The organism is Photorhabdus laumondii subsp. laumondii, assembly GCF_003343245.1.
GTDB lineage: Bacteria > Pseudomonadota > Gammaproteobacteria > Enterobacterales > Enterobacteriaceae > Photorhabdus > Photorhabdus laumondii.
Genome location: NZ_CP024901.1, coordinates 5615400 through 5640505, shown reverse-complemented (window position 1 = coordinate 5640505; position 25106 = coordinate 5615400). Strand labels below are relative to the sequence as shown.

The window sequence follows — 25106 nt, the reverse complement described above, 5'->3', positions numbered from 1 at the left end:
ATAGGGTATAAACGGTATGGTCTTACAGAGATTTATTGGCGACCGGAATGACCGAAACCACCGCTGCCTCTTTCGCTGGTTTCAAAATCTTCTACCAGATTGAATTCAGCCTGGACGACGGGTACAAAAACTATCTGAGCGATACGTTCGCCTGGTTGGATAGTGAAAGCTTTATCACCACGATTCCAGACTGAAACCATGAGCTGACCTTGGTAATCAGAATCGATCAAACCCACCAGATTCCCCAGAACGACGCCATGTTTATGTCCAAGGCCCGAACGGGGCAGAATAACGGCGGCCAGTTGTTCATCACCAATATGAATAGCAAGCCCGGTTGGAAGCAGTTCTGTTTGGCCTGGAGCCAGTTCTACCGCATTGTCCAGGCAAGCCCGCAAATCTAAACCTGCGGAACCCGGTGTGGCGTACGTTGGTAAAGGAAATTCTTCCCCGATACGTGGGTCAAGGATTTTAACGTCGATTTTTTTCATCATAGCGTCTGACTATCTCGTCTAATAAATGGTGGCTAAGTAATAACTTATTACTATGAGGTAAGCGGATTTCTCCCTCATGCCAGAACAAATGTAATGCATTAGTATCACTGTTAAAGCCGTGGCCAGTAAGGGATACATCATTTGCACAAATCAGATCCAAATGTTTTTGGTTCAGTTTTTTTCGTGCGTATTCTTCCACATTCTGGGTTTCAGCCGCAAATCCAACCACAAAGGGGCGGTTTTCTTGCATTGCTGCTACATTGGCAACAATATCCGGGTTTTTGATCAGGGTAAAAGTGATCTCATCACCCTGTTTTTTAATTTTTTCTTCGGCAATCTGTTTAGCGCGATAGTCTGCAACCGCAGCACAACCAATGAAGATATTCTGTGAACCCGCTACTGCCTGTGCTTGTTCATTCATTTCCAGAGCGCTGGTGACGTTGATTCGTTTGACTCCCGGTGGTGTCGGTAAATTAACGGGGCCAGTGATCAGGGTGACTTCTGCACCACGTGTTGCCGCAGCCTGGGCGATAGCAAACCCCATTTTGCCGGAGCTGTGATTGCTGATAAAGCGGACTGGGTCCAATGCTTCACGGGTTGGTCCGGCGGTAATAGCAAGTTTTAGGTGAGCTAAGTCTTGGCTTGCTTGAAAATGTTGTTCAGCGAGTTCGACAATCGCCATGGGATTTAGCATCCTGCCGGGACCAACGTCACCACAAGCTTGGCTGCCGTTGTCCGGTCCCCACAGGAGAACGCCTCGTTCTTCAAGATGCTTGAGATTATGTTGCGTTGCTTGAGCTCGAAACATTTGTTGATTCATTGCGGGTACGGCGGCAATTGGGGCTGGGGAGGCCAAACAAAGAGTTGTTACGAGATCATTTGCCATACCGACGACCAGGCGTGCCAGTAAATCAGCAGTAGCCGGGGCGAGAATAATCAGATCAGCCCATTTACCAAGTTCAATATGCCCCATAGCAGCTTCTGCTGCTGGATCTAACAAGTCATCGGAAACGGGATAACCAGAAACCGCCTGCAACGTCATTGGTGTAATAAACGATTCTGCTGCTGGTGTCATCACTACACGTACTTGTGCGCCGCGATCACGCAGGCGACGTACTAGCTCGGGAGTTTTGTAAGCGGCTATTCCTCCGCTGATACCGAGCACAATCTGTTTGCCGGAAAGTCCTGCCATCATGATTGTCCGAATATATAAGTTGCAAGGGGCCAAGATTTTATCACAAGAGATTACAGAGTTGAGCAGAGTCTGAGCTTTGATTGTAAAAAAGAATAAGTTTGCGAGCGGCTACGCAGCTCCGGAATATGATATTCGCCCTTATATTTAAGGCGTGGAATACTGTTTGTATCAGGTGAAACAGAGCAGGGAGATGAATATATGGGAATTGATGTCGCTGAAAATACAGGAGAAATATATTCAAATTTAGCTCCCAGAGAAAAATTGTTGGCTTATGGTTCTGTTTCTCTAACAGATGCTGAGTTACTGGCTATTTTTTTACGTACCGGGACCAGAGGACTTCCTGTTTTACGAATGGCTGAATTTCTACTGAAAGAATTTGGATCTTTGTACCATTTACTCTCTGCTGATTATGACACTTTTTGTTCTCATAAAGGGATGGGATTGGCTAAGTATGCACAATTACAAGCCATTGCAGAACTGGCAAAGCGTTTTTTTTCCAGCCAGTTTATGCATGAGGATATTATGAGTAGTCCAAGTGTGACTCAAGAGTACTTGCAAAACCTATTATCAGGGCGCGATAGGGAAATATTTGTTGTGTTGTTTCTCAATAATCAAAATAGAGTCATCTGTCATGAGGAGATGTTTAAAGGCACCATTAATAAAGTTGAAGTTCATCCTCGTGAAATTGTCCGATCGGCGATAAAGGTGAATGCTTCATCCGTTATTTTGGCTCATAATCATCCATCAGGTCATGCAGAACCAAGTTTGGCAGATAAGATTGTTACAGATAAAGTGATTGATGCCTGTAATTTGGTTGGTGTAAAAGTGCTGGATCATCTGGTTATTGGTCGGCAATGTTGTGTTTCATTTGCTGAGCGAGGATGGATTTAGCTAACTTTTTCAAGATCCTTATGGATCTTTGGTTGTGCGGGACTTGAGCGTCAGCGATTGAGGGCGTATACTACGCCACCTTTGAGGATCTTTGGTTTGGCGAGAAGAGCCTATCTCAGCACATTTTCTGAGTAAATGTGAGTCTTTTCAGTGGAATTTGCTGAGATGGGCTCCTAAGCCTGACGAGGCGGCCATACCCAATACAAAGCTCGAGCTGATTTGATTTTTGGAGAATAGACATGTCCCGAGTCTGCCAAGTTACTGGCAAACGCCCGATGAGTGGTAATAACCGCTCTCATGCATTGAATGCGACTAAGCGTCGTTTTCTGCCTAACCTGCATTCCCACCGTTTCTGGGTTGAGTCCGAGAAGCGTTTTGTGACTCTACGTGTATCTGTTAAAGGTATGCGTGTGATTGATAAGAAGGGTATCGATGCAGTTTTGGCTGAGCTTCGTACCCGCGGTGAGAAGTACTAAGGAGCTGAAAAATGGCTAAAGGTATTCGCGATAAAATTAAGCTAGTTTCTTCGGCTGGTACTGGTCACTTCTATACCACTACGAAGAACAAGCGTACTATGCCAGAGAAACTGGAAATGAAAAAATTTGATCCAGTTGTTCGTCAGCATGTTATGTATAAAGAAGCCAAGATTAAATAATTTTGGTTGATTTGAAAAAAACCCGACTTAGGTCGGGTTTTTTATTGTAAGAATATTAAACAGATATTCACTGATTCTTCTTTCTATTTCATAGAAATTTTGTTATTCGTAGACGTAAGATGCTGTTTAGCTATACTAATGCCTTCCGGTAGGCGGAATATAGAAACAAAATGGCTAAAGAAAAACTAAATATTTTACATACAGAATCATCTTGTGGTTGGGGTGGTCAGGAAATCCGTATCCTGACGGAATCCCAAGGAATGATAAAACGTGGACACAAGGTGGTTATTGTCTGTTGTCCCAGTTCTAATATCTACCGTGAAGCAAAATCTTATGGTGTGCCGGCCGTAGCTCTGCCTATTGAAAAAAAGCGGCTGTCCTGCTTGCTTGCTATGCGTCGTTGGTTGAAAAAAGAAGGCCGTCAATTTGACGTTATTAATACACATAGCTCGACGGATGCATGGTTGGTTGCTGTAGCTTGTGCAACGTTAAGGCATATGCCGCCAATGGTTAGAACCAGGCATGTTTCTACTCATGTTTCTAATTCAATATCAACTCGTTGGTTGTATCTGAAAGCGTGCTGGCATATTGCGACTACCGGTGAAAAACTACGCCAACATCTGCATGCTAATAATCGTTATCCATTACAGCATATGACATCAGTGCCTACCGGCATCGATTTAGATCGTTTCCGACCGGAAGATAAGAAAGTTTGCCGTCAACGGATTGGGATTCAAAATAAACCGACATTAGGTGTCGTTGCGACCATGAGAACCTGGAAAGGGCATCGCTATCTGTTGGAAAGCTGGAAAGTTCTGCATCAGAAATATCCTGATTGGCAACTTTTGTTTGTTGGTGATGGTCCACAACGTAAGTCATTGGAACCTTTAGTAAAGCGAGAAGGTTTGTCAAACAGTGTCATTTTTTTAGGTAACCGTCAGGATGTTCCTGATTGTTTGAATGCGATGGATTTATTTGCATTACCTTCTTTTGGTAATGAAGGCGTGCCACAAGGCATTATGCAAGCAATGGCGTGTGGGATACCTGTTGTATCAACCTCCGTTGGTGCAATTACCGAAGCGGTAGTTGATGGTGAAACGGGTTATATCGTGGAACCCAGAAATACAGAGTTATTGACGAAAAGTTTAGAGTTGTTGATTCATAATAATGAACTGCGTTTGCAATTCAGTCATTCTTCATTAGAGCGGGCAATGGCTTTATTTGGCATGGATAATATGTTGGATAAAATGGAAAATATCTTTTTTCACAGCATTAAAGGTAAAAAACGTTAACATTATTTAGGATTTATTCTGGTCTTATTCTTTGGTTTATGGTTTTGGGTAATGTTCAACTTATTGATATTAAATTACTTTAAAGTTGATTATTAGTTAAATCACACTGTTGTGGTCAATCGTATACAAAATGGTTTTTTTATATATTTTGTTGAATTTTATGGCAGATTAATTAGATAATTGTCTTATGCAGATCAAGAATATTCTGGTCATTGTTATAGCACGTTTCGGTGATACCTTATTGGTAACGCCAGTGATCCGTGCTTTAAAACAGAAGTGGCCTGGTGCAAATATTGATGTTATGGCTCATAAAAGGACTAAACAGATCCTTGAAAATATAAGCGATATCAATAAATTGACTGCTTTTTCGAAAGGTAAGGCAAAATGGTGTGGTTGGTTTACCCGTAAGCATTATGATCTGGCTTTAGTATACAGTGACGATAAACCTTTATTACAGTATGCGAAACGTAAATCACACTTAACGGTTTCATTTTCAGATAAGTCCGCGTTGCAATCTGGTTGGCTGACAGTGGAAAAGCCAAAGGGGTTGATGCCAGCTCAGCAGGAACGGGCCATGCTTGCTAGTGCGGTAGATGTTGAGGTCAATGATTGGCGGTTGAATTATTGTGTGAGTGAAAAGGAGTTACACTTTGCCGAGGGTTTTATACGGCAGTATCATTTAGAGAACAAGCTCCTGATTGGTTTTCAGTTACAAAGTTTCCCGGCAAAAGCTTATCGTGATTGGCCGGTTGAACATTTTTACCAATTAGCGCAACACATTTGTGGCCGTTATCCCCAGTCGCATATTATGTTACTAGGCAGTGCTGACGGTAAAATTGCTGCACAGTCACTGGCAAAAAGATTAGGGGCTGAAAAGTGCACTTCATTGGTTGGTAGACTAACAATGCGGCAGAATGCAGCAATAATGAGTCAACTTGATTTGTATGTTGGTGTTGATACCGGGCCGACACATTTAGCTGGCGCATTAGGTATCCCGATGGTTGCTATGTATCATAGTTTCCACCCAGGCCGTTTTTTGGCACCTCAACAGCATTCGCATTTGGTAGTTATTGAACACCCGGTTCACTATATGCAAGCCACCCGCAAAGACTCGATGTCTGCAATATCTGTTGAACAAGTCTGGCAGGCAACGCAAAAGTTACTAGAAACTCAGTTGTCAGGAAGAAAAGATGAAAATAGGTTTGGTTGATGTCACGGTAACTATGTCTTACGGTGGTATTCAGACGGCAGTCTGGGAACTGGCGAAAGCGTTGACTGATGCCGGTCATGAGATCCATATTTTTGGTGGAAAGGGTGATATTCAACCAGAACTCAATGGGAGAGCAATCCAGGTTCACACTTTTCCATTCATTCCCAGAGAGAAAGTCATTAATATTGGTCGACGTTTTCAACGTATTATTGAACGTTACTCATTTGCTCGCCATGCTCGCGATACAGTTGTTACTGAGGATTTTGACTGGGTTATTCTGACGAAGCCATTTGATTTTTTCTGGCCTCGAATGATGCCAAAAGAGAGCCGCACTAAATTTTGCTATATGAGCGGTGGCACCAGTTTTTTCAAGGGTGACAGAAAGCTGAGTAAGCGAATTTCAGCTTGGGTGGCATGCAGCCATTTTAATGCCTGGCAGATTCAGCACCATTTTAAACAATTCCCGAAGGTGATTTACAATGGTGTTGATATTAATAAATTCAGGCCGATAGACTCTTCTGTCAGAACTCGTCTTGGGATCAGTGATAAAACATTTTTGCTGACCTTTGCCGGCCGGTTGGTTGGCTGGAAAGGCATGCATGTGGCTATTGATGCAATGGCTCAGCTACAGGATAAAGATGTTAAATTGCTGATTATCGGGTCAGGTGAAGATCTGAAACACTTAGAAAAGCGGGTTGCGGTATTACGGCTGAAAAAACAGATAATTTTTCATCCACCGGTAGGACATGATCAGTTGCCTGAATATTATGCTGCTGGTGATGCCGGGATTTTCCCAAGTATTGGTGATGAAGCATTTGGGATCACAATTGCGGAAGCGATGGCGTGTGGCCGACCGGTAATTGCGAGTTATATTGGAGGCATACCTGAAGTTGTCGGCAACGAAAATAATTCGGGTATTTTAGTCACGCCAGGCGATGCTTCAGCAATTGCCGATGCGGTTAATTTTTTATTGTCTCAACCGGACAGGGGGCAAAAAATGGGAAAAGCAGCTCGTCAACGGATTGAAACAATGTATACCTGGGAGCATTCGGCAAATCGTTTACTGAAAGCGATAAATAATGAAGATTGCCTATATTGATCCCTATCCGGTTCCTGATTATCGGGTAGCATCATTGCAAATTTTGCAGAATGTTGATGCGTTTGCTCGCCAGGGAGCCTGCGTATATCTGGTTACACCGGAAGGTAAAAATACCGCAGAAGAGGTACTGGGGCGTTCATTGTCACCATCAGCGAGACTGATATCTTTACGCAATATTCGGCGTAAATGGTATTTTCCGTTTAATACCCAAAAAATGTTCTATTTCCAGGTTTCCCATTGGTTGAAGAGAAATGAGGTCGATGCCGTTTTTACCCGCAATCTGAAAATGGCAAAGTATTTATTATGTGAACATCCAGAAATTCCGCTATTTTTTGAAAGTCATGAGATTTTTGCCCAGTCATTTAAAGAATCGCATGATTTAAGTAAAAATAAAAATCAGCGTAAATATCAGAAGCTGAGAGAAATTGAACACTTTGTTTATCGTCGGTCCAGGATTACTTTCGTTCTGACGTCGTTACTCCGTGATGATATTATTAGTGAATATAATGTCAGCACGCCAATAGTTGTTGCGCCAGATGGCGTGGATATGTTGGCAGTCGAGTCGATGTCGTTAGATAAACGTGTATCAGACGATGGTGAATTACCAACCCAGATCCTTTATTTGGGCAGTTTGCATCGTTGGAAAGGTGTTCCGACGGCGATCAAAGCGATGGCTTACCTTGAAAATGCAGTATTGAATATTGCTGGTGGTGAACCAGGGCAAATTCAGCAATTGCGGCAGATTGCTCAGCAAATGGGGGTTGGCGATAAAATCAATTTTCTTGGTTTTATTCAACCTAAATTACGTTTTCAGATAATTGCAGATAATGATATTTGTTTGTTGCCATTAACGAAAACCAGCATCGGCAGTCGCTATACTTCGCCACTGAAATTATTTGAATATATGGCGATGGATAAGCCGGTGGTTATCTCTGATTTTCTTTCTATTCGTGACGTGGCTGATGAAAATGCGGTCAGTTTTGCTGACAGTGAGAATGCAGAAAGTTTTGCTCAACAGATTCAGTTACTGAGGGATAATCCAGAAAAAGTTAAATCACAAGTCAGTTATGCAAAAATGTTGGTGACAGAACGTTTTAATTGGGAACAGCGAGCGAAGCTGATTATGCAGACAATATCAAAGGATATTTCTGCATAATAATCGGTTTAATAATATAGCCGAGATATCTGGTTAATCGTTTTTCTGCTGATATAGCGCAATCATCAGGCCGAATAGAATACCTATTTCATTGATATAGGTATTTTCAAAGGCTCCTCGAACGATAAATAATCCGATGAATCCCGTCAATAGAATAATACTGGCCTGCTTTATTACGCCATTGTTACGGCTAATAATGTAGCTACTTGTATACAGCGCTGAGAAGGTCATCAGCAAAGTGGTAATCAAACCAATGATTCCACCGGCAAACCAGAGTGCCAGCAAGATATTGTGGGGGCCGATGGATGTGCGATATATCCAGTCTGGATAGTCAGCAACTCGTTCGTTGTAGACTTTATGATAGACTTTATTGCCATAACCGTAGCCTTTAATGGGGTTCTCTAGAATCAACTCAAAAGCAGTTCCTTGTGTGCCATTTTTATAACGATGGCTGCTATCAGTTTGAGTCAGTTTCCAAAATAATAACTTAGTATTTTCATTAGCGATTATTGTAGTGTGAGAAAGCACAACTGAAAAACTAAGGATTAAACCCACTATTATGGTCAGCTTCCATTCCCGATTAATGATGATGATAAAAGCCGTGATGACGGCAATGGCGACCCAAGCGCCACGAGCTAAGGTACCTAATAACAAAAACAGACTGATAGCGGAAGCAGCAGCCAGTATCAGCCAACTCACTAAGGTATGTTTCTTCCACAATGCCCAAGTACAAAGTAAGATCGGAAAATAGAAAATAAAACCGTAAGAAAATTCTCGATGGTTGAAGTTGGTAAAAGGCATTTCACCTTTATTGTAGTTAATAATGTATTTACCAACATCAGTTAGGCATATTGCCAGCATACCAATGGCAAATGAGTACAGAATCATCTTGGCAATACTTTCTTTATTTTCTTTGTACAGTACCACAGGAAAAGTAAAACTGAACAATAATAGCCCATTTAAGATGGGCTTATTCATCTCTTGAAAACTCAATGCGGGATCGACGGAAATCGCTACTGAATAGAACATTGCTACGATGAATAACATAATGGACAGAAAAAGTGAATTACGCATGGAGTGCATCACTTGGCGAAAATCTGTCACTAGATAGGTTAGTGCTGTAATGCCAATAAGCACGATAACCAGATTTTTATATCTCGTTATATCAGGCAGATAAACAAGGGCTATATAAATCCCAATGATGGATAAATTCCATAATGATCTTTTATCACGACTTTTAATGTTAAACATATTCATCAATCTGCTTTCATTTCTGTTGAGTTTGGTTGGAAATAATACATGAAAAGATTATCTTAATCTGCTCGGATGCAATAGAGTTGAAACAGTATCTATAATTAGGAGTTATTACCATGCCAGAACTACCAGAAGTAGAAACCAGCCGGAGGGGAATAGAGCCACATCTGGTAGGGAATGTGATCCAGTATGCGGTAGTCAGGAATGGTCGGTTACGTTGGCCGGTGGCGGAAGAAATTATGAAGTTGAGTGACCAGCTTGTGCTTAGCATTCAACGCCGGGCCAAATATTTGCTGATTGAATTGGCAAATGGTTGGATTATTGTCCATTTGGGGATGTCGGGCAGCTTGCGTATTTTGCCAGAAGAGCGCCCCGCGGAGAAACACGATCATGTGGATTTAGTGATGGCAGATGGTAAGGTTTTGCGTTATACCGATCCCAGACGATTTGGTGCATGGTTGTGGAGTGATGATCTCGAACGGTGCTCGGTATTGGCTCATTTAGGGCCTGAGCCACTTTCTGATGATTTTAATGGTTTTTATCTCTACACCCGATCAAGTAATAAAAAAACCTTGATTAAACCTTGGCTCATGGATAACAAACTGGTTGTTGGCGTTGGTAATATCTATGCGAATGAAGCGTTGTTTACTGCCCATATTCAGCCGGATCGTCCCGCGCAGACTTTAACTGAGCGTGAAGCTCATTTACTGGCGGAAACGATTAAGAAGGTTCTACAACGCTCTATTGAGCGGGGTGGTACGACACTCAGAGATTTTCTGCAATCTGATGGTAAACCGGGCTATTTTGCTCAGGAATTGTTTGTCTATGGCAGAGCAGGAGAGCCATGTCGAATTTGTGGTGAACAAATAGAGAGTATTAAGCTTGGACAGCGCAGTACTTTCTTTTGCCGTCACTGTCAATATTAGTTGATATCGGATAGTTCGGGGAGGCGTTTCATAGGGAATATTCTACTTTTTTGTGCCGCCTCCAGTGAACGGAGTAAATTACTTGCCCAGTTTTTTTAGCATGGCTTGGGCGATAGGTTCTGGCAAGAATGATGAGATATCGCCATCGTGGAGAGCGACATCTTTAATCAAGGATGAAGATAAAAACGAGAGATTTTGTGATGGCAGCAGAAAAACGCTCTCTAATTCGGGCATAAAGTGGCGGTTCATATTGGCAAGCTGCCATTCATACTCAAAATCAGATACTGAACGAAGACCACGGATAAGAATATTTGCTTGTTGTTTTTTTGCAAAATTAGCCATTAATTCACAGAAACCTATCACCTCCACATTATCCAGATGTGAAGTTACCTCTTTTGCCAGGGTAATGCGTTCATCCAGAGTAAACATAGGATTCTTTCTGGCACTGTTGGCGATCGCAAATAGAACATGGTCAAACATATCTGCGGCGCGGGTGACGATATCGATATGACCGTAGGTAACAGGATCAAATGTTCCGGGATAAATGGCTTTGGTTTTCATCAATTTTTGCCCTTTTGTTGTCTCTTTTCCCACAATGCAACGTACTTATTAAACGTATATTGAGCATTGACAATAGCCAACACTAACCCTTGTTTACCATCAAGAAAGCCAGCTCGCAACAGCCAGGTTTTAAAGAAAGCCCCAAAAGTGTGACTGAAAATTGAGAAATAACTGCACTGTTTACCTTGTTCATCGCGCTGTTCTGCCCAGGCTTTAGCATAATTTAGCTGTTTTCTCTGAAATTCCATCAAATCACGGCAAGTAAGATGAAGTAAATCCCCTTGCAAAATAACGACTGGAGCGCCATGAGTTTCAAGGGATTCATGCACTTGATTATCATTGTATTGATAACGATCACGGGCGTAGAGACGAATGACCCTATCTGGGTACCAGCCGCTGTGTTTCATAAAGCGGCCAAGGAACAAGTTCCGGCGGGCACAACTGTAGACTTTATTGTTATCAATATGTGCCAGAGTCTGTTCTATGGATGCTCTGAGTTCTGATGTTACGCGTTCATCAGTATCGATCATAAAAATATAATCGCCAGAAGCGTATTGCTGAGCTAGCTGACGCTGACGACCAAATCCCGGCCAGTGAGTATTGGAGAATACTTTTGCGCCCATTGCCCGTGCTATCTGGCAGGTATCGTCTGAGCTACCCGAATCGAGCACGATGATTTCATCAGCCCAACGGACTGAGGTCAGACAATCTGCTATCAGATCCGCTGAATTCTTAGCGATCATGACAACAGAAAGACGTTTTTTGTCACTCATTCAGTGGCTCCGAGGTGGGAGATAGGGTTCCAGCAGTTTAAGTAGACGTTGAAGAGCCCCCTGATTTTCATGCAGTACTTCTGCTGCGTGGCGACCATAATACAGACGATAATCTTCGTCAGTCAGTAAACTGTTGATCTCGGTGAATAAAGAGTGGCTGTCCATCACGGTAATCAGACCATTAGCCTGATTCAGCTTGGTGCAGATATCCTTAAAGTTAAAGGTATGAGGGCCCATCAGCACCGGAATAGCATGGGCTGCCGCTTCTAGCGGGTTGTGGCCGCCACGTTCAACCAGACTGCCACCAACAAAAGCCAGATCGGCAATACCATAGAGCAGCATCAGTTCCCCCATCGTATCGCCGATAACGACCTGAATATTGGCGTCAGGGATTTTATCAGAACTGCGAAGAATATAGCTGAGTCCGGCTTTCTTTGTTAATTCTTCAGCTTTAATAAAACGTTCAGGGTGGCGTGGTACCAGGATCAGCAGCAGGCTTGGGCATTGTTTCAGTAACTTGCAATGAGCATCAAGAATAATACTCTCTTCTCCATCATGGGTGCTGGTGGCTATCCAGACAGGACGGTGAGCCGCCCATTGGCGCCGTAATGTCACTGCCTTGGCTGCCAATTCCGGTGTTACTGAGATATCGAATTTCAAACTACCCGTGATAGTCAGTTGAGAGCGTTTTAGACCCAGCTCAATAAAACGTTCACCATCTTCCGGATTCTGGGCGGCAATTAAGGTAATGCTGCGCAAAATTGTTTTTACGAAACTCCCTACTTTTTGATATCCCTCAGCGGAACGGGCAGACAAACGGGCATTAGCAATGACCAGAGGAATGTTACGTTGGTGAAGTTGGAAAATCAGATTAGGCCAAAGTTCTGTTTCCATAATAATGACTAACTTTGGATTAACTTGATTGAGAAAGCGCTCCATAGAACCGGGGAGATCGTATGGCAAATAGACGTGATTAACATCATTTCCCAGAGCGGAAAGCACTCTTTCTGAGCCGGTTGGCGTCATCGTGGTCACGGTAATCGGTAAAAAAGGATAGTGATGGCGCAAGGCTCTGACTAAAGGGATGGCGGCCAACGTTTCACCAACGGAAACGGAATGGAGCAGGATGCCTCCAGAGGCAACTTTACCGGCACAGAAACCGTAGCGTTCACCCCAGCGCTGACGGTAAGCAGGGGCTTGGCGGCTGCGGAGCAATAAACGCAACCAAATCAGAGGCTGGATAAGGTAGAGAAGTACCTGATATAAACGCAGTAACATTCTATCAAATTCACTTATATAAATTAGCGTCAATAGTATCACATTGCGGCAAAGAAAGTATGAAAATGCGTATGGCTTCTAGGATCTGAACAGAATTAGAAAGGTAAATTAGGATTTTTGCGTAAGATCGTGCTTCTATTATATATGAAGGTAAAGCGGATTTTCTGTAGCTTCTGCACATGTTGCGGCAGTTTTTTCTTTTATCTGTATCTTTATACTGGGAATGCAATGAGTAAATTACAAGCTCAATTTGACCGTATTCTGATAATAAAGTTACGACATCATGGTGATGTATTATTAATTACACCGGTTATTAATACCCTTAAGGATAATTATCCGGCGGTGGAAATTGATGTTTTACTCTACAAAGAAACCGAACCAATATTGGCTGATTTTCCTGCTGTGGCTAATCTATTTTCTATAGATAGACAATGGAAGAAACAGGGAGTTAAAACACATCTTGGTCATGAATGGAGATTGCTTAAACGATTAAGGCATCGTCAATACGACCTAGTTATTAATCTTACTGATCAATGGTATAGTGCATTTGTGACACGATTTACTGGCGCAAAAGTGCGTATTGGGTTTGATTTAGCAAAACGACGCAGCCTATTTTGGAAAAAATGTTTCACAAATTTTGTGCCGACAGAGCATAGTCAGTTTTTGCATATTGTTGAGCAGAATTTGTCAGCTCTTTCGCTGTTAAATCTTCCGTTAATCAACACTACAGTGACGATGAGTTACCGCCAGCAGGATAAAGAGGCTGTTTTGATGCTTCTTGATAAGCATGGTGTAGATCAAAAATATATTGTTGTGCAACCGACATCCCGCTGGTTTTTTAAATGTTGGGATGAAAAAAAGATGAGCAAAACGATTAATGCATTACAGTCTGATGGTTGGACAATTGTTGTTACCTCCGGGCCAGATCGTAAGGAGGAAGAGATGGTGGCGAAGATTTTATCAAATTGCCTAAAAGAGAGAGTGATTTCTTTTGCCGGCCAATTAACTTTGCCTCAACTTGCAGCGCTGATTGATGGGGCCAATTTATTCATCGGGATGGATTCTGTTGCTATGCATATGGCCGCTGCGTTAAAAACACCGGGTATCGCTTTATTTGGGCCATCAAAATTAGTATTCTGGCGTCCGTGGGAAGCGAAAGGTGAAGTTATTTGGGCTGGTGATTATGGTGATTTACCTGATCCTGATGATGTTGATACTAAAACGGATATACGTTATCTGAATGTCATTCCCAGTGAGATGGTTATTGCCGCCGCCCGGAGAAATTTATTATGAAATTAGTACGTCTTGCGATTGTCCGGCAGAAATATCGCCCGGATGGTGGTGCAGAACGTTTTGTCTCCCGCGCCTTAGAGGCTTTAGGGAATGAAAATTTGGAGCTTAACGTTATCACGCGTTCCTGGCAGGGAGACGTTAATCCTGATTGGCATGTTCATTTAACAAATCCTCATAAATGGGGGCGCATCAGCCGTGAAAGAGGATTTGCCAAAGCTGCCAAAACAATATGGCAACAAGAGCAATTTGATCTTGTTCAAAGTCATGAACGTATTGCCGGTTGTGATATTTATCGTGCGGGTGACGGCGTTCATCAGCGCTGGTTACAGCAGCGTGCGCGTGTTTTATCTCCTTGGCGGAGTAAATTACTTTTTACGAGTCGTTACCATCGTTATGTGATGGATGCTGAGCAAAAGATGTATTCGGCACCGGAATTAAAAATGGTTATTTGTAACTCGGAAATGGTAAAAAGGGAGGTCATGACGGATTTTGGGCTTTCTGAGGAAAAAATATCGGTTATTTATAATTCGATAGACAATAAACAATTTTTCCCGGCAACGGAATCTCAGAGAACACAATTAAGGAAAGCGCATAACCTTCCCTTGCAAGCTAAATGTTTAGTTTATGTTGGTTCGGGGTTTGAGCGAAAGGGATTAAAAGCCGCAATTCAGGCGGTGAGTGCGACTGATGCTTATTTAATAGTTGTGGGGCAGGATAAAGAAGAGAAGAAATATAAGCAGTTAGCTAATTCACTGGGATGTAATGAGCGCATCAGGTTTATGGGAGTCCAGAAAAGGACATTGCCTTTTTATCAGCTTGCAGATGGCTTGTTGCTACCGACCTTATATGATCCGTTTCCAAATGTGATACTGGAGGCAATGGCCTGCGGGCTTCCGGTAATAACCAGCATGACATGTGGAGGCGCTGAATTTATTACCTCTGGGAATAACGGGTTTGTATGTGATGCTTTGGCTGTTTCAGATATTACGGAAGCTATTCAGAATACGCCTTCGGATCATTTGAATAATAAAATGTCAGAATTAGCGAGAACAGGAATACTCGGTTATACACCGGAACATTTATCACAACAGCTCATTGGATTATACGAAAGGGTGCTCTCATCATGAAGGGACATGTATTATTTATCATTGATGGATTACCTGGAGGGGGGGCGGAAAATGTCACTATCCGGCTTTGTGATGGTCTGCAACAGAGAGGATATGATGTTACGCTGCTCTCTTTGGCAGAGAAATGTGAATATTCAATACCGAGTGGTATTGAACTGATCATTGATGTTGATGGATACAGAGGACCTTTTAGAAGACAGACTGAGATTTGCCGTAGGGCTAAATCTATGGATAAGGTTTTAGAAAAAGTTTTTCTTCGCAAGGGAATTCCTACCTTGATTGTCTCAAACTTGCATAAAACTGATCGCATCGTCGTGCAATCAAAAGTGTTAGCGGGGTTAAATGTATGGTTTTGTATTCATGGCGTATTTTCAAACTCATATCTTGGTAATAAGACGGGATTATCCCGCTGGATCAAGAAACAAAAAATCAAATGGACATATAATAATCGGAATTTAATTTGTGTATCTGATGCTGTAGGGAAAGATTTAAAGAATAATTTGTTACTTACGCCTAATGAAATGGTGACGATTTATAATCCTTTCAACATCCCAGATATTAAAGAAAAATCGCTGCAAAATAACCCTTATTCGGATGAGACTTATTTATTGCATATAGGTAGATTCCACCGGGTTAAGCGGCATGATCGTTTATTAGAAGCATTTGCGAAAGCAGATATTCCGTGTAAGTTATTGATTGTTGGCCATGGAGATGAAGCTATCACTCAACAAATAAAACAGAAGATTGTGGATTTAAACTTACAGTCTAAAGTTGTTTTAACGGGATTCCTTGAAAATCCATTACCGGTTATCCGTGGAGCTAAAGCGGTTGTTTTGAGTTCTGACAGTGAAGGATTAGGGAATGTGTTAATTGAATCGTTGATTTGTGATACTCCCATTGTTAGCACGATGTGTCCCGGCGGTGTTAATGAAATTATGGTTGGTGAGCTAGAAAAATATAAATCAGAGCTAACAACTGATTCACTGGCAGAAAAAATGAAGTTTATCTACCATGAACCGCCGGTGATTACAGAGGATATGTATAAGAAGTTTGATTTAGATATTATTTTGGCAAAATATCTATCCTTAATGAAGCGGTAAGAATGGTGATATGTGCTTTTTAAGTTTAGTTGTTGAGATAAGTTAATGAATAAAAAAAGTCCCAAAAATTAAGAGAACTGAATAGAAGAAAAATCAAATTTCCGAAAGATCTAATATTTCATAGTGTTTTTTATTGATAAGATTAGATACGAAATATAGGATTTAATGAGATATAGAACTGCTATATATATGATAAGATAATTGCACTATTTTATAGATCTGCGTACTATAAAAGCCATTATTTTATTCTATTGTGGGCATATTCTGATGACTCGACCTGCATTTATTATCACTATTGATACTGAGGGTGATGACCTGTGGCAAAATCACGGTCAGATCTCGACAAAAAATACTCATTATTTACCGAGATTTCAGCATTTATGTGAACGTTTTGGTTTTAAGCCAGTTTGGTTGACGAACTATGAAATGGCAATGGATGATTTATACATTGAATTTGCTAAAGATGTTATTGCCAGAGGACAGGGGGAAATTGGTATGCATTTACATGCCTGGAATAACCCACCACTTGTTCCTCTTACCGACGATGACATGCGTTATAAACCTTATCTGATTGAATTTCCAAAAGAACAAATTAGAGCCAAAATTGATCTGATGACTAAGTTATTGGAAGACAAACTACAGATTAAAATGTTAAGCCATCGGGCAGGTCGTTGGGCATTTAATGAATATTATGCTGAATTGCTGGTGGAATATGGTTATCAAGTCGATTGTTCAGTAACACCACGGGTTAATTGGCGTTTTACCAAAGGCGATCCTAATGGCAACGGTGGAACTGATTATCGTCACTTTCCATCTTATGCCTATTTTATGGATTTGCAGAATATTGCTAAAGAAGGTGACTCTCCTTTGCTGGAAGTTCCGATGAGTATTCAATATAAACACCCTCCATTGATGAATTTCCTTAAACAAAAATATGATAGTTTACGTGGGAAACCGCGTTCTCCATCTGTTAACTGGTTAAGACCAAAAGGGGGCAATTTGGAACAAATGAAAAAAGTTGTCCAACAGACATTAGCAGAAGGCAGTGATTATATTGAATTTATGCTGCATTCATCTGAATTTATGCCTGGTGGTAGTCCGACATTTAAAAATGAACAACAGATTGAATTACTTTATCAGGATCTTGAAGCATTATTTAACTATTTACAGCCACAGGTTCGAGGAATGACATTGGCTGAATATTATCAATGGAAGCGATTATCATAGTTAAGAAAATAAAATTAACATGATCAAGGACATTAATAGAGATTCACTTAATTTTGGGCAGATAATACTGCCTAAATTAGGTGAAGTAGGCGCTTACCAGAAACGCCTCAGATTTAATAATTAATCAGCCAATATTTTCTTGAAGATGAGCTAATACTTTCGATGGTGTAATACTTTTGATATTCCCATCCGCCGCTTTTAACGATATTTGTTCTTTGCCATAGCCACCAATGAGTCCTGGATCTGTCGGACCAAACAACGTGATATTAGGGCGATCCAGTGCGGCAGTGAGATGGCTCAAGCCAGTATCAACAGAAACAACGGCTTTTGCTCCGGCCAGCTCTTGGGCGACTTGTGCCAAAGTCAGCTTTGGTAATACTTCCACATGAGGGAAATTTTCCGCTAATCTCAGCGCACGTTGGTATTCATGTTCTGCGCCCCAAGGGAGCTTAATTTTCATACCTGTTGGCTGAATTTCAGCAATAAGTTGTCGCCAATGGCTTTCCGGCCAATGTTTTTCATCGCGCGTGGTGGCATGGAGAAAAACCAGATAATCACCCTGATTTTCTAGTTTCTGCTTTAAAAAGTGACGGGCAATCCCATAATCACCCTGTGCTGCCAGTTTGGTATAACCCAAGCTGACAGCAAACAGTTCTCGGATGCGCTCTACAGCGTGCTGTTGCTTGCTGACCGTATGACGGCAATCATAAAAAAAACTCGCTAATGGCTCACGGATACTTTTGCGGTCGTAACCATGTTTAGGACCATAAGCGAGTCGGGTTACCAGAAATGCGCTTTTTAATAACCCTTGAGCATCGATGATGGCATCATATTGATGTAATTTTAATTTTTCTTTGAATAAACGACGTTCTGCACGAATTTCTGGGCTAAACCAGTTTTTACGCCAGCGGCGAATAGCAACAGGAATAATTTGATCAACCGCATTGTGCCAACCGGGGATTTGAGCAAAACCTTCCTCTACTACCCAATCAAAACGGACATCAGGTAAGTTTCTTTCTGCATCAGTCAGTGCAGGGAGCGAGTGGAGGACATCGCCCATAGAAGAAGTTTTGACCAATAAAACCCGCATTAACTCTGGTTCTCCGCTTGTAATAATTTTTCTAGAGAAGTGATAACTTGTTCTGGTTGAATATCGATCAGGCTCTGATGATAGCCATGTGAACTGTCACCTTTTCTGACTTTGTGATAACCAGTAATAAGACGGATAACTTCCGCTTTATCGGATAATGGTGGAGTAAAATCTGGGCTACTTGGGCCGTAAAGTGCAACCAGAGGGCGATTAAGTGCTGCGGCAACATGCATCAAACCGGAATCGTTGGTCACAATAGCATCACAGGCCGCGATAATATTGACTGCCTGTTCAAGAGAAGTTTGTCCGGCAAGATTGATACAGTGTTCACGAGCTTCTCCCGTCAGTGAGTTGCGGATATCCTCTCCACCTTCGTGATCTTTGGCAGAGCCAAATAGCAGAATTTGATATCCCTTTTGAGTAATAAGCTGCTGAGCTAATGCGGCATAGTGATAATGCGGCCAGCGTTTTGCCGGGCCAAATTCTGCGCCGGGGCAGAAACCGATGATAGGCCGATGATCAGAAATATTGAATGCTGCGGTGGATTCAGCAATATCTTCATCACTGACATCCAGTTGAGGCCAAAGTAATGGTTGAGGCAGATCTGCCGCACTACTGGGTTTTGCATCGTAAGCCAATGCGGCATAGCGTTGAACCATTAATGGGAAGGCTTCTTTATTCAATGTACGAATATCATTAAGCAATCCATATCTCATTTCACCGCGCCAGCCAGTGCGCAGAGGAATATTGGCGAAGAAAGGCACCAAGGCAGATTTAAAAGAATTTGGTAGCACATAAGCGCGATGATATTTACGTTCACGCAGGGCGACCCCCAAACGGCGGCGTTCGCCCAATGCCAGTGCGCCATGTCCTAATGGCATAGCTAATGCTTGATTGACCTCCGGCATTTTATCCAGCAGTGGGCGGCACCAGGCGGGGGCCATCACATCAATTTCTGCATTAGGATGCAAAGCCTTTAATGTCCGGTAAAGGCTCTGCGACATCATCATGTCACCCACCCACGAAGGGCCGATCACCAATATTTTCATAGTGAGTAGATTACTTATCCTGATTGAGCCAATGCATATATTCCGTTACCCCTTCGGCAACGGTTTTGAATGGCTTATCATAACCCGCCGCGCGAAGTTTGGTCAGATCTGCTTGCGTGAAGCGCTGATAACGACCTTTCAGATGTTCAGGGAAATCAATATGTTCAACAGTGAGTGATTTATCTTTATGGCATTCAACAACTGCATCTGCAACCGCTTGGAAAGATTCAGCACGACCCGTTCCACAGTTATAAATACCGGAAACGCCATTTTTCCAGAACCAAAGATTAACCGCAGCGGCATCACCAACATAGATAAAATCACGTTGAAAGCCTTCACTGCCGGCGAATAATTTGGGGTTTTGTCTCTGATTGATTTGATTATTCAAATGAAAGGCAACGCTAGCCATACTCCCTTTGTGCCCTTCACGTGGTCCATACACATTGAAATAACGGAAACCACAAATTTGTGAATCAGCTTGAGGCAAGATTTCCCGGACATATTGGTCGAACAGAAACTTAGAGTAACCATAAACATTGAGTGGCTTCTCATATTGACGCTCTTCGATAAAATTATCCGTGCGGCCGCCATAGGTTGCTGCTGAGGAGGCGTACAGGAAAGGAGTGCGGCGTTCAAGGCAATAGTGCAGCAATTCTTTGGAATATTGATAGTTATTATCCATCATATATTTGCCATCCCACTCGGTTGTGGATGAACAAGCGCCTTCATGGAAAATAGCGTCAATATCACCGAAGTCATCACCGGCCAGAATACTGGCAATAAACTCTTCCTTGTCCATGTAATCAGCAATATCCAAGTCAGCCAGATTGATGAACTTAGTACCATCTTTTAGATTATCTACGACCAGAATATCTTTATATCCTTCGTCATTTAGTGCTTTGACAATATTGCTACCAATAAATCCAGCACCGCCAGTGACAATAATCATCCGACTCACCTCTACAATCGGGTTAATGAAGCAAATTGCTTCTATAATAACATCTAACATCCGTGACGACAGCAGCTTAAGCAGGGGAATATACTGAAATATTATGGTAATTCAGATTGCATGACGTGACGGATACAGCAAAGTTAATATTATCTGCCTGATAGTGTCGTCAGTAGCTTGATCAATGAGTAAAATATCTCACAACCCTTCATTTATAAATCAGGAGAAAAATAAATGTCAGCGTCATTTTATCAGCAAATTAATGAACAATTAGAACAAGCCCATTCTGAAGGATTGTTCAAAAATGAACGTATCATCACCTCTGCACAAAATGCTGACATTGCTGTAGCCGATGGCAGCCACGTTATTAACTTCTGCGCAAATAACTACTTAGGTTTGGCTAATCACCCTGAGCTTATTGCCGCGGCTAAAGCAGGAATGGATAGCCACGGTTTTGGTATGGCATCTGTTCGTTTTATTTGTGGAACTCAGGATACTCATAAAGCGCTGGAGAGAAAACTGGCAGAATTTTTGGGTATGGAAGATGCTATTCTTTATTCTTCTTGTTTTGATGCTAATGGTGGTTTATTTGAAACGCTATTTGGGCCGGAAGATGCCATTATCTCTGATGCGTTGAATCATGCTTCTATTATTGATGGTGTCCGTTTATGCAAAGCGAAGCGTTATCGCTATGCTAATAATGATATGCAGGAACTGAGAGCACAATTAGAGAAAGCGAAAGCAGATAATGCACGCCATATTGTGATTGCAACCGATGGTGTGTTCTCGATGGATGGTGTGATTGCTGATTTGAAGTCTATCTGTGATCTGGCTGATGAATTTGATGCAATGGTCATGGTGGATGACTCCCATGCTGTTGGTTTTGTTGGTGCTCATGGCCGTGGTACTCACGAATATTGTGACGTCATGGATCGCATTGACATCATTACCGGCACATTAGGTAAAGCGTTGGGTGGTGCTTCCGGTGGCTATACCGCGGCACGTAAAGAAGTTGTTGAGTGGCTGCGCCAGCGCTCACGCCCATATCTGTTCTCTAACTCACTGGCTCCGGCGATTGTCGCGGCATCCATTAAGGTGTTGGATATGCTGAAAGAGGGAGATGCATTGCGTGATCGTCTGTGGAAGAACGCTAACCTGTTCCGTGAAAAAATGACAGCCGCAGGTTTCACTTTGGCGGGGGCTGACCATGCGATTATTCCGGTCATGTTAGGTGATGCGAAATTGGCACAGGAGTTTGCCGCAGAATTACTGAAAGAAGGCATTTATGTTACTGGTTTCTTCTATCCGGTAGTCCCTAAAAATCAGGCCCGTATCCGCACGCAAATGTCAGCAGCGCATACGGAAGAGCAAATTGAACGTGCAGTTGCAGCGTTCACGCGAATTGGTAAGCAATTAAATGTAATTGCATAAGGCATCTCTATGAAAGCATTGTCAAAGTTAAAAGCAGAAGAAGGCATCTGGATGATCGATGTGCCCGAGCCAGAGCTGGGGCACAATGATGTGATGATCAAAATCCGTAAAACAGCGATTTGTGGTACGGATGTGCACATCTATAACTGGGATGATTGGTCACAAAAAACCATTCCTGTACCGATGGTTGTCGGTCATGAATATGTTGGTGAAGTTGTTGCCATTGGTCAGGAAGTAAAAGGTTTTAAAATTGGTGATCGGGTGTCTGGCGAAGGGCATATTACTTGTGGTTACTGCCGTAACTGTCGTGGTGGCCGTACTCACTTATGCCGTAATACCATTGGCGTAGGGGTAAACCGCGCTGGTTGTTTTGCACAATATCTGGTTATTCCTGCATTTAATGCGTTCAAAATTCCAGATAACATCTCTGATGAACTGGCTGCTATTTTTGACCCATTTGGCAATGCTGTTCATACCGCGCTTTCGTTTGATCTGGTTGGTGAAGATGTGCTGGTTTCTGGTGCTGGCCCAATTGGTATTATGGCGGCGGCAGTATGTAAACATGTTGGCGCGCGTCATGTTGTCATCACCGACGTTAACGAATATCGCCTTGAGTTGGCACGTAAAATGGGTGTCACCCGTGCGGTGAACGTTAGTCAGGAAAATCTGACCGATGTCATGGCGGAATTGGGCATGACGGAAGGTTTTGATGTTGGTTTGGAAATGTCTGGTGCCCCGGCGGCGTTTCGTACCTTATTAAATACCATGAATCACGGCGGCCGTGTTGCATTGTTGGGCATTCCTCCATCAGATATGGCAATTGATTGGAATCAGGTGATTTTTAAGGGATTGTTTATCAAAGGTATTTATGGCCGTGAGATGTTTGAAACCTGGTACAAAATGGCTACATTAATCCAGTCTGGTTTGGATCTGACACCCATTATCACCCACCGGTTCTCTATCGATGATTTCCAGAAAGGCTTTGACATCATGCGTTCAGGGCAGTCTGGTAAAGTTATTCTGAACTGGGATTAATCAGTAAAGTTACTACTAAGATTGACAGGCGTTTTCAGTTTTCTTGAGCGCCTGTCTAATTCTATGACACTATACCCGTCATCTTTCAAGTTGCCTCTTTGTTGGCTGCACTCGCTCACCCCGGTCACATAGTTATCTATGCTCCCGGGGATTCACTCCTTTGCCGCCGCGATGCATCTTGAAATCCATAGGGTATATATCCTGTGTAAATAAGTATTCACTAATCTGACTTTGAGTGGATGGCAGATTATAAGCAAATTTTATTTCTCTTTAACCAACCTGAAGAAATTAAAATTTAAACGTCATTGCGGCAAAGACCATTCCACCACTACCAGCCCATCCCATACAAAGTTGATTTTTTTCCAATATACCTTGATTAATGGCATCGAATATTCCGAACGGGATAGATGCTGTAGCAATATTACCTACCCGTTGGCCAACATGATGTATCTTGTCGTCAATACCCATCTTCTGACCAAGGCGTGCCCACGTTTTTGGTGAACCTGTATGAATAAAAATATGTTCGATATCGTCAGATATTTTGTGATGATTAAATAGATTAATAGTCTCTTTCTCTCCATGATCGTGCAGTAGTGCCGAGTGGGAGTTCACTTGATATTTCCCGCCTGTAGGCCCAATACGTTCAACGTCTGTATCATTGCAGAATAGCCTCCAGTCTGGCAGTGAAATTGTTGATAAGTCGCTTAAGTCTGGGCGATTGATATAATTAAATTTGAAGTTTTCAGGCGATTCATTACTAATAATAGTGACGGTTGCTGCCTCTCCGACTGTGCAACCTATGAATTTATAAGCTACTTCTGACAAGGAGTTTAGGGAAAAAGTCTTTGGAAAAATTGGTCCATTTTGGGACATAATAAACTCCATATTAACAATAGCGGCATGGCGTATTTCACCAGCTTTCATTTTGCTATTGATAATATCCATAGCTGCCACCCAACCGTTACAGGCGTCTACAACATCGTAGTTCCTACAAGTTAGCCCTAGTGCCTTTGAGACAAAAGTACTGTTAGCTGGTTCTATGAAGCCGCGGGCAACACTGGAATAGATCAGTAAATCGATATCTTCCTTAATGATATTGGCTTGTGCTAAGGCATGATTAAATGCGGCCTCAATGAGTTCCATAGGTTTCTCGTTATCTGCCAACCAATACCGGGAATTTATACCTGCTTTATTAAGCATTTTTCCGATTAGCTTCAATGTCTTGGGCAAATCACCATGGAAAATTTCTTTTGAATAATATTCAACTAAATCAATAACCTCTTGATTAGAGACGAATCGGGAAGGAAGTAATCCGGCTATGCCTGTTATTTTCATAAAATGCTCTCTCAAATGAATATAATATTTTTAAAACCTACTTAGAGGTATTATAAACTCTGAACTTAATTTATCATTTATGTATATTGCTCATGAAAATATATAATTTATTTCTTGACGACATTAATGGGGTGAAAGTTAAACATCACCATGGGAAAAATTTAGATTAATTATTTAATGTTGAAATATTAAATACACTTAATGATACATTAATTACAATATGTGTTGATTTATTCTAAGTAAAAATATTGATTGTGAAAAGTGTACACTATTAAATTAACCATTTATCTGGGTAAAAATCAATTCAAACCAAAGTGAGATAGTTAAAATTGAATATTTTTAGGTATGGTGGAAATGTAAAAACATACAACTGATCACATTCTTAATTATTAATGACATGAAGTTGTTTAAATTAGTTACAATTTTTTTTGTTACAATGCATCCGGAAGAAATAAATAGTGTATAATTCATTTCGTGTATTTAATCTTACTATCAATGATGAAATATTTATATAACCAAATCATCTCTTAAGAATGGAACTAAAATACCTGAAGTATAAATAAAATTTATTTTTCTGAATAATTATTAAGAAAAAACAGATTTGAATGCTGTCGACACATAAATAAAAATAACGTGTATTAACCCACCTTTTAATATGAATTTCTATTCTGTTTTATCCTGAGGTTTAT

At 41.7% G+C, this 25106-nt stretch carries 24 protein-coding genes; 14 read left to right on the top strand and 10 right to left on the bottom strand.

Going from position 1 to position 25106, the window contains the following annotated elements:
* Nucleotides 1–32 precede the first annotated feature (32 nt).
* Together dut and coaBC are read right to left on the bottom strand one after the other, a co-directional pair.
* A complete protein-coding gene (gene dut / locus PluTT01m_RS25050) occupies nucleotides 33–491 on the bottom strand; it encodes a dUTP diphosphatase (RefSeq protein ID WP_011148924.1) in 459 nt (152 codons plus the stop codon).
* Entirely contained in the window at nucleotides 469–1686 is a 1218-nt protein-coding gene (coaBC, locus tag PluTT01m_RS25045) for a bifunctional phosphopantothenoylcysteine decarboxylase/phosphopantothenate--cysteine ligase CoaBC (RefSeq protein WP_041380449.1), read from the bottom strand. The genes dut and coaBC overlap by 23 nt, the downstream gene beginning before the upstream one ends.
* 198 nt (nucleotides 1687–1884) lie before the next feature.
* On the opposite strand from coaBC, the gene radC reads away from it, so the two are divergent.
* The 7 genes from radC to PluTT01m_RS25005 all read left to right on the top strand — a co-directional run bounded on the left by radC (nucleotide 1885) and on the right by PluTT01m_RS25005 (nucleotide 7989).
* Nucleotides 1885–2577, top strand: coding sequence for a RadC family protein (gene radC, locus PluTT01m_RS25040; protein ID WP_011148922.1), 693 nt, complete (start codon nucleotides 1885–1887; stop codon nucleotides 2575–2577).
* Nucleotides 2578–2816: 239 nt separating this feature from the next.
* A complete protein-coding gene (rpmB, locus tag PluTT01m_RS25030) occupies nucleotides 2817–3053 on the top strand; it encodes a 50S ribosomal protein L28 (protein ID WP_011148921.1) in 237 nt (78 codons plus the stop codon).
* An 11-nt stretch (nucleotides 3054–3064) separates the two neighbouring features.
* Nucleotides 3065–3232 (top strand): 50S ribosomal protein L33, encoded by a 168-nt coding sequence (rpmG, locus tag PluTT01m_RS25025; RefSeq protein ID WP_010847629.1) that lies wholly within the window; start codon nucleotides 3065–3067, stop codon nucleotides 3230–3232.
* Nucleotides 3233–3402: 170 nt separating this feature from the next.
* Nucleotides 3403–4524: a glycosyltransferase family 4 protein gene (locus PluTT01m_RS25020; protein WP_011148920.1), complete on the top strand. Its 1122-nt coding sequence runs from the start codon at nucleotides 3403–3405 to the stop codon at nucleotides 4522–4524.
* A 187-nt stretch (nucleotides 4525–4711) separates the two neighbouring features.
* Entirely contained in the window at nucleotides 4712–5734 is a 1023-nt protein-coding gene (locus PluTT01m_RS25015; RefSeq protein ID WP_011148919.1) for a glycosyltransferase family 9 protein, read from the top strand.
* A complete protein-coding gene (locus PluTT01m_RS25010; protein WP_011148918.1) occupies nucleotides 5715–6833 on the top strand; it encodes a glycosyltransferase family 4 protein in 1119 nt (372 codons plus the stop codon). Before PluTT01m_RS25015 ends, PluTT01m_RS25010 begins: the two co-directional genes overlap by 20 nt.
* A complete protein-coding gene (locus PluTT01m_RS25005; protein ID WP_011148917.1) occupies nucleotides 6814–7989 on the top strand; it encodes a glycosyltransferase family 4 protein in 1176 nt (391 codons plus the stop codon). Before PluTT01m_RS25010 ends, PluTT01m_RS25005 begins: the two co-directional genes overlap by 20 nt.
* A 33-nt stretch (nucleotides 7990–8022) precedes the next feature.
* Here the strand turns inward: PluTT01m_RS25005 and rfaL are convergent, their stop codons facing one another.
* The gene (gene rfaL, locus PluTT01m_RS25000; protein WP_041381251.1) at nucleotides 8023–9240 is read right to left on the bottom strand and encodes an O-antigen ligase RfaL; all 1218 of its coding nucleotides are present in this window, start codon (nucleotides 9238–9240) and stop codon (nucleotides 8023–8025) included.
* A 119-nt stretch (nucleotides 9241–9359) separates the two neighbouring features.
* Between rfaL and mutM the strand changes: the two genes are divergently transcribed.
* Nucleotides 9360–10169: a bifunctional DNA-formamidopyrimidine glycosylase/DNA-(apurinic or apyrimidinic site) lyase gene (mutM, locus tag PluTT01m_RS24995; protein ID WP_011148915.1), complete on the top strand. Its 810-nt coding sequence runs from the start codon at nucleotides 9360–9362 to the stop codon at nucleotides 10167–10169.
* A gap of 78 nt (nucleotides 10170–10247) precedes the next feature.
* Here mutM and coaD read toward each other — a convergent pair whose 3' ends face one another.
* The 3 genes from coaD to waaA are packed head-to-tail and all read right to left on the bottom strand — an operon-like array spanning nucleotide 10248 to nucleotide 12781.
* Nucleotides 10248–10730: a pantetheine-phosphate adenylyltransferase gene (gene coaD, locus PluTT01m_RS24990; protein ID WP_041380446.1), complete on the bottom strand. Its 483-nt coding sequence runs from the start codon at nucleotides 10728–10730 to the stop codon at nucleotides 10248–10250.
* Nucleotides 10730–11503: a glycosyltransferase family 2 protein gene (locus tag PluTT01m_RS24985; protein WP_011148913.1), complete on the bottom strand. Its 774-nt coding sequence runs from the start codon at nucleotides 11501–11503 to the stop codon at nucleotides 10730–10732. The genes coaD and PluTT01m_RS24985 overlap by 1 nt, the downstream gene beginning before the upstream one ends.
* On the bottom strand, nucleotides 11504–12781 hold the full coding sequence (waaA, locus tag PluTT01m_RS24980; RefSeq protein ID WP_011148912.1) for a lipid IV(A) 3-deoxy-D-manno-octulosonic acid transferase: 1278 nt from the start codon (nucleotides 12779–12781) through the stop codon (nucleotides 11504–11506).
* Nucleotides 12782–13009: 228 nt separating this feature from the next.
* On the opposite strand from waaA, the gene rfaQ reads away from it, so the two are divergent.
* From rfaQ to PluTT01m_RS24960, 4 genes are all read left to right on the top strand, one after another.
* A complete protein-coding gene (rfaQ, locus tag PluTT01m_RS24975; RefSeq protein WP_011148911.1) occupies nucleotides 13010–14074 on the top strand; it encodes a putative lipopolysaccharide heptosyltransferase III in 1065 nt (354 codons plus the stop codon).
* Nucleotides 14071–15201 (top strand): glycosyltransferase family 4 protein, encoded by a 1131-nt coding sequence (locus PluTT01m_RS24970; RefSeq protein ID WP_011148910.1) that lies wholly within the window; start codon nucleotides 14071–14073, stop codon nucleotides 15199–15201. The genes rfaQ and PluTT01m_RS24970 overlap by 4 nt, the downstream gene beginning before the upstream one ends.
* Nucleotides 15198–16301 carry a glycosyltransferase gene (locus PluTT01m_RS24965; RefSeq protein WP_011148909.1) on the top strand — a complete coding sequence of 368 codons (1104 nt, stop codon included), beginning with the start codon at nucleotides 15198–15200 and terminating at the stop codon, nucleotides 16299–16301. Before PluTT01m_RS24970 ends, PluTT01m_RS24965 begins: the two co-directional genes overlap by 4 nt.
* A gap of 267 nt (nucleotides 16302–16568) precedes the next feature.
* Nucleotides 16569–17528, top strand: a complete 960-nt coding sequence (locus tag PluTT01m_RS24960; RefSeq protein WP_011148908.1) for a polysaccharide deacetylase family protein — start codon at nucleotides 16569–16571, stop codon at nucleotides 17526–17528.
* A 124-nt stretch (nucleotides 17529–17652) separates the two neighbouring features.
* Here the strand turns inward: PluTT01m_RS24960 and rfaC are convergent, their stop codons facing one another.
* From rfaC to rfaD, 3 genes are read right to left on the bottom strand one after another with little or no spacing between them, the layout of a single operon-like run.
* A complete protein-coding gene (gene rfaC, locus PluTT01m_RS24955; RefSeq protein WP_011148907.1) occupies nucleotides 17653–18618 on the bottom strand; it encodes a lipopolysaccharide heptosyltransferase RfaC in 966 nt (321 codons plus the stop codon).
* Nucleotides 18618–19667 carry an ADP-heptose--LPS heptosyltransferase RfaF gene (rfaF, locus tag PluTT01m_RS24950; RefSeq protein WP_011148906.1) on the bottom strand — a complete coding sequence of 350 codons (1050 nt, stop codon included), beginning with the start codon at nucleotides 19665–19667 and terminating at the stop codon, nucleotides 18618–18620. Before rfaF ends, rfaC begins: the two co-directional genes overlap by 1 nt.
* A 10-nt stretch (nucleotides 19668–19677) precedes the next feature.
* The gene (gene rfaD / locus PluTT01m_RS24945; RefSeq protein ID WP_011148905.1) at nucleotides 19678–20616 is read right to left on the bottom strand and encodes an ADP-glyceromanno-heptose 6-epimerase; all 939 of its coding nucleotides are present in this window, start codon (nucleotides 20614–20616) and stop codon (nucleotides 19678–19680) included.
* Nucleotides 20617–20850: 234 nt separating this feature from the next.
* Here rfaD and kbl point away from each other — a divergent pair, with 234 nt between their 5' ends.
* Nucleotides 20851–22047, top strand: coding sequence for a glycine C-acetyltransferase (gene kbl / locus PluTT01m_RS24940; protein ID WP_011148904.1), 1197 nt, complete (start codon nucleotides 20851–20853; stop codon nucleotides 22045–22047).
* 9 nt (nucleotides 22048–22056) lie between these two features.
* Entirely contained in the window at nucleotides 22057–23082 is a 1026-nt protein-coding gene (tdh, locus tag PluTT01m_RS24935; RefSeq protein WP_011148903.1) for an L-threonine 3-dehydrogenase, read from the top strand.
* A gap of 288 nt (nucleotides 23083–23370) precedes the next feature.
* On the opposite strand, the gene PluTT01m_RS24930 is transcribed toward tdh, so the two are convergent.
* Nucleotides 23371–24417 carry a 3-oxoacyl-[acyl-carrier-protein] synthase III C-terminal domain-containing protein gene (locus PluTT01m_RS24930; protein ID WP_041380444.1) on the bottom strand — a complete coding sequence of 349 codons (1047 nt, stop codon included), beginning with the start codon at nucleotides 24415–24417 and terminating at the stop codon, nucleotides 23371–23373.
* Between the last annotated feature and the right edge of the window lie 689 nt (nucleotides 24418–25106).

What these genes read in the sequence shown, in the direction of transcription:
- rfaQ (WP_011148911.1), top strand. Translation starts at nt 13,010, where the DNA reads ATGAGTAAATTACAAGCTCAATTTGACCGTATTCTGATAATAAAGTTA.
- rfaL (WP_041381251.1), bottom strand. Translation starts at nt 9,240, where the DNA reads ATGTTTAACATTAAAAGTCGTGATAAAAGATCATTATGGAATTTATCC.
- rfaF (WP_011148906.1), bottom strand. Translation starts at nt 19,667, where the DNA reads ATGAAAATATTGGTGATCGGCCCTTCGTGGGTGGGTGACATGATGATG.
- PluTT01m_RS24930 (WP_041380444.1), bottom strand. Translation starts at nt 24,417, where the DNA reads ATGAAAATAACAGGCATAGCCGGATTACTTCCTTCCCGATTCGTCTCT.
- PluTT01m_RS25020 (WP_011148920.1), top strand. Translation starts at nt 3,403, where the DNA reads ATGGCTAAAGAAAAACTAAATATTTTACATACAGAATCATCTTGTGGT.
- tdh (WP_011148903.1), top strand. Translation starts at nt 22,057, where the DNA reads ATGAAAGCATTGTCAAAGTTAAAAGCAGAAGAAGGCATCTGGATGATC.
- rfaD (WP_011148905.1), bottom strand. Translation starts at nt 20,616, where the DNA reads ATGATTATTGTCACTGGCGGTGCTGGATTTATTGGTAGCAATATTGTC.
- dut (WP_011148924.1), bottom strand. Translation starts at nt 491, where the DNA reads ATGATGAAAAAAATCGACGTTAAAATCCTTGACCCACGTATCGGGGAA.
- PluTT01m_RS24965 (WP_011148909.1), top strand. Translation starts at nt 15,198, where the DNA reads ATGAAGGGACATGTATTATTTATCATTGATGGATTACCTGGAGGGGGG.
- rfaC (WP_011148907.1), bottom strand. Translation starts at nt 18,618, where the DNA reads ATGCGGGTTTTATTGGTCAAAACTTCTTCTATGGGCGATGTCCTCCAC.
- radC (WP_011148922.1), top strand. Translation starts at nt 1,885, where the DNA reads ATGGGAATTGATGTCGCTGAAAATACAGGAGAAATATATTCAAATTTA.
- rpmG (WP_010847629.1), top strand. Translation starts at nt 3,065, where the DNA reads ATGGCTAAAGGTATTCGCGATAAAATTAAGCTAGTTTCTTCGGCTGGT.
- kbl (WP_011148904.1), top strand. Translation starts at nt 20,851, where the DNA reads ATGTCAGCGTCATTTTATCAGCAAATTAATGAACAATTAGAACAAGCC.
- PluTT01m_RS25005 (WP_011148917.1), top strand. Translation starts at nt 6,814, where the DNA reads ATGAAGATTGCCTATATTGATCCCTATCCGGTTCCTGATTATCGGGTA.
- coaBC (WP_041380449.1), bottom strand. Translation starts at nt 1,686, where the DNA reads ATGATGGCAGGACTTTCCGGCAAACAGATTGTGCTCGGTATCAGCGGA.
- PluTT01m_RS25010 (WP_011148918.1), top strand. Translation starts at nt 5,715, where the DNA reads ATGAAAATAGGTTTGGTTGATGTCACGGTAACTATGTCTTACGGTGGT.
- PluTT01m_RS25015 (WP_011148919.1), top strand. Translation starts at nt 4,712, where the DNA reads ATGCAGATCAAGAATATTCTGGTCATTGTTATAGCACGTTTCGGTGAT.
- PluTT01m_RS24960 (WP_011148908.1), top strand. Translation starts at nt 16,569, where the DNA reads ATGACTCGACCTGCATTTATTATCACTATTGATACTGAGGGTGATGAC.
- PluTT01m_RS24970 (WP_011148910.1), top strand. Translation starts at nt 14,071, where the DNA reads ATGAAATTAGTACGTCTTGCGATTGTCCGGCAGAAATATCGCCCGGAT.
- rpmB (WP_011148921.1), top strand. Translation starts at nt 2,817, where the DNA reads ATGTCCCGAGTCTGCCAAGTTACTGGCAAACGCCCGATGAGTGGTAAT.
- mutM (WP_011148915.1), top strand. Translation starts at nt 9,360, where the DNA reads ATGCCAGAACTACCAGAAGTAGAAACCAGCCGGAGGGGAATAGAGCCA.
- waaA (WP_011148912.1), bottom strand. Translation starts at nt 12,781, where the DNA reads ATGTTACTGCGTTTATATCAGGTACTTCTCTACCTTATCCAGCCTCTG.
- PluTT01m_RS24985 (WP_011148913.1), bottom strand. Translation starts at nt 11,503, where the DNA reads ATGAGTGACAAAAAACGTCTTTCTGTTGTCATGATCGCTAAGAATTCA.
- coaD (WP_041380446.1), bottom strand. Translation starts at nt 10,730, where the DNA reads ATGAAAACCAAAGCCATTTATCCCGGAACATTTGATCCTGTTACCTAC.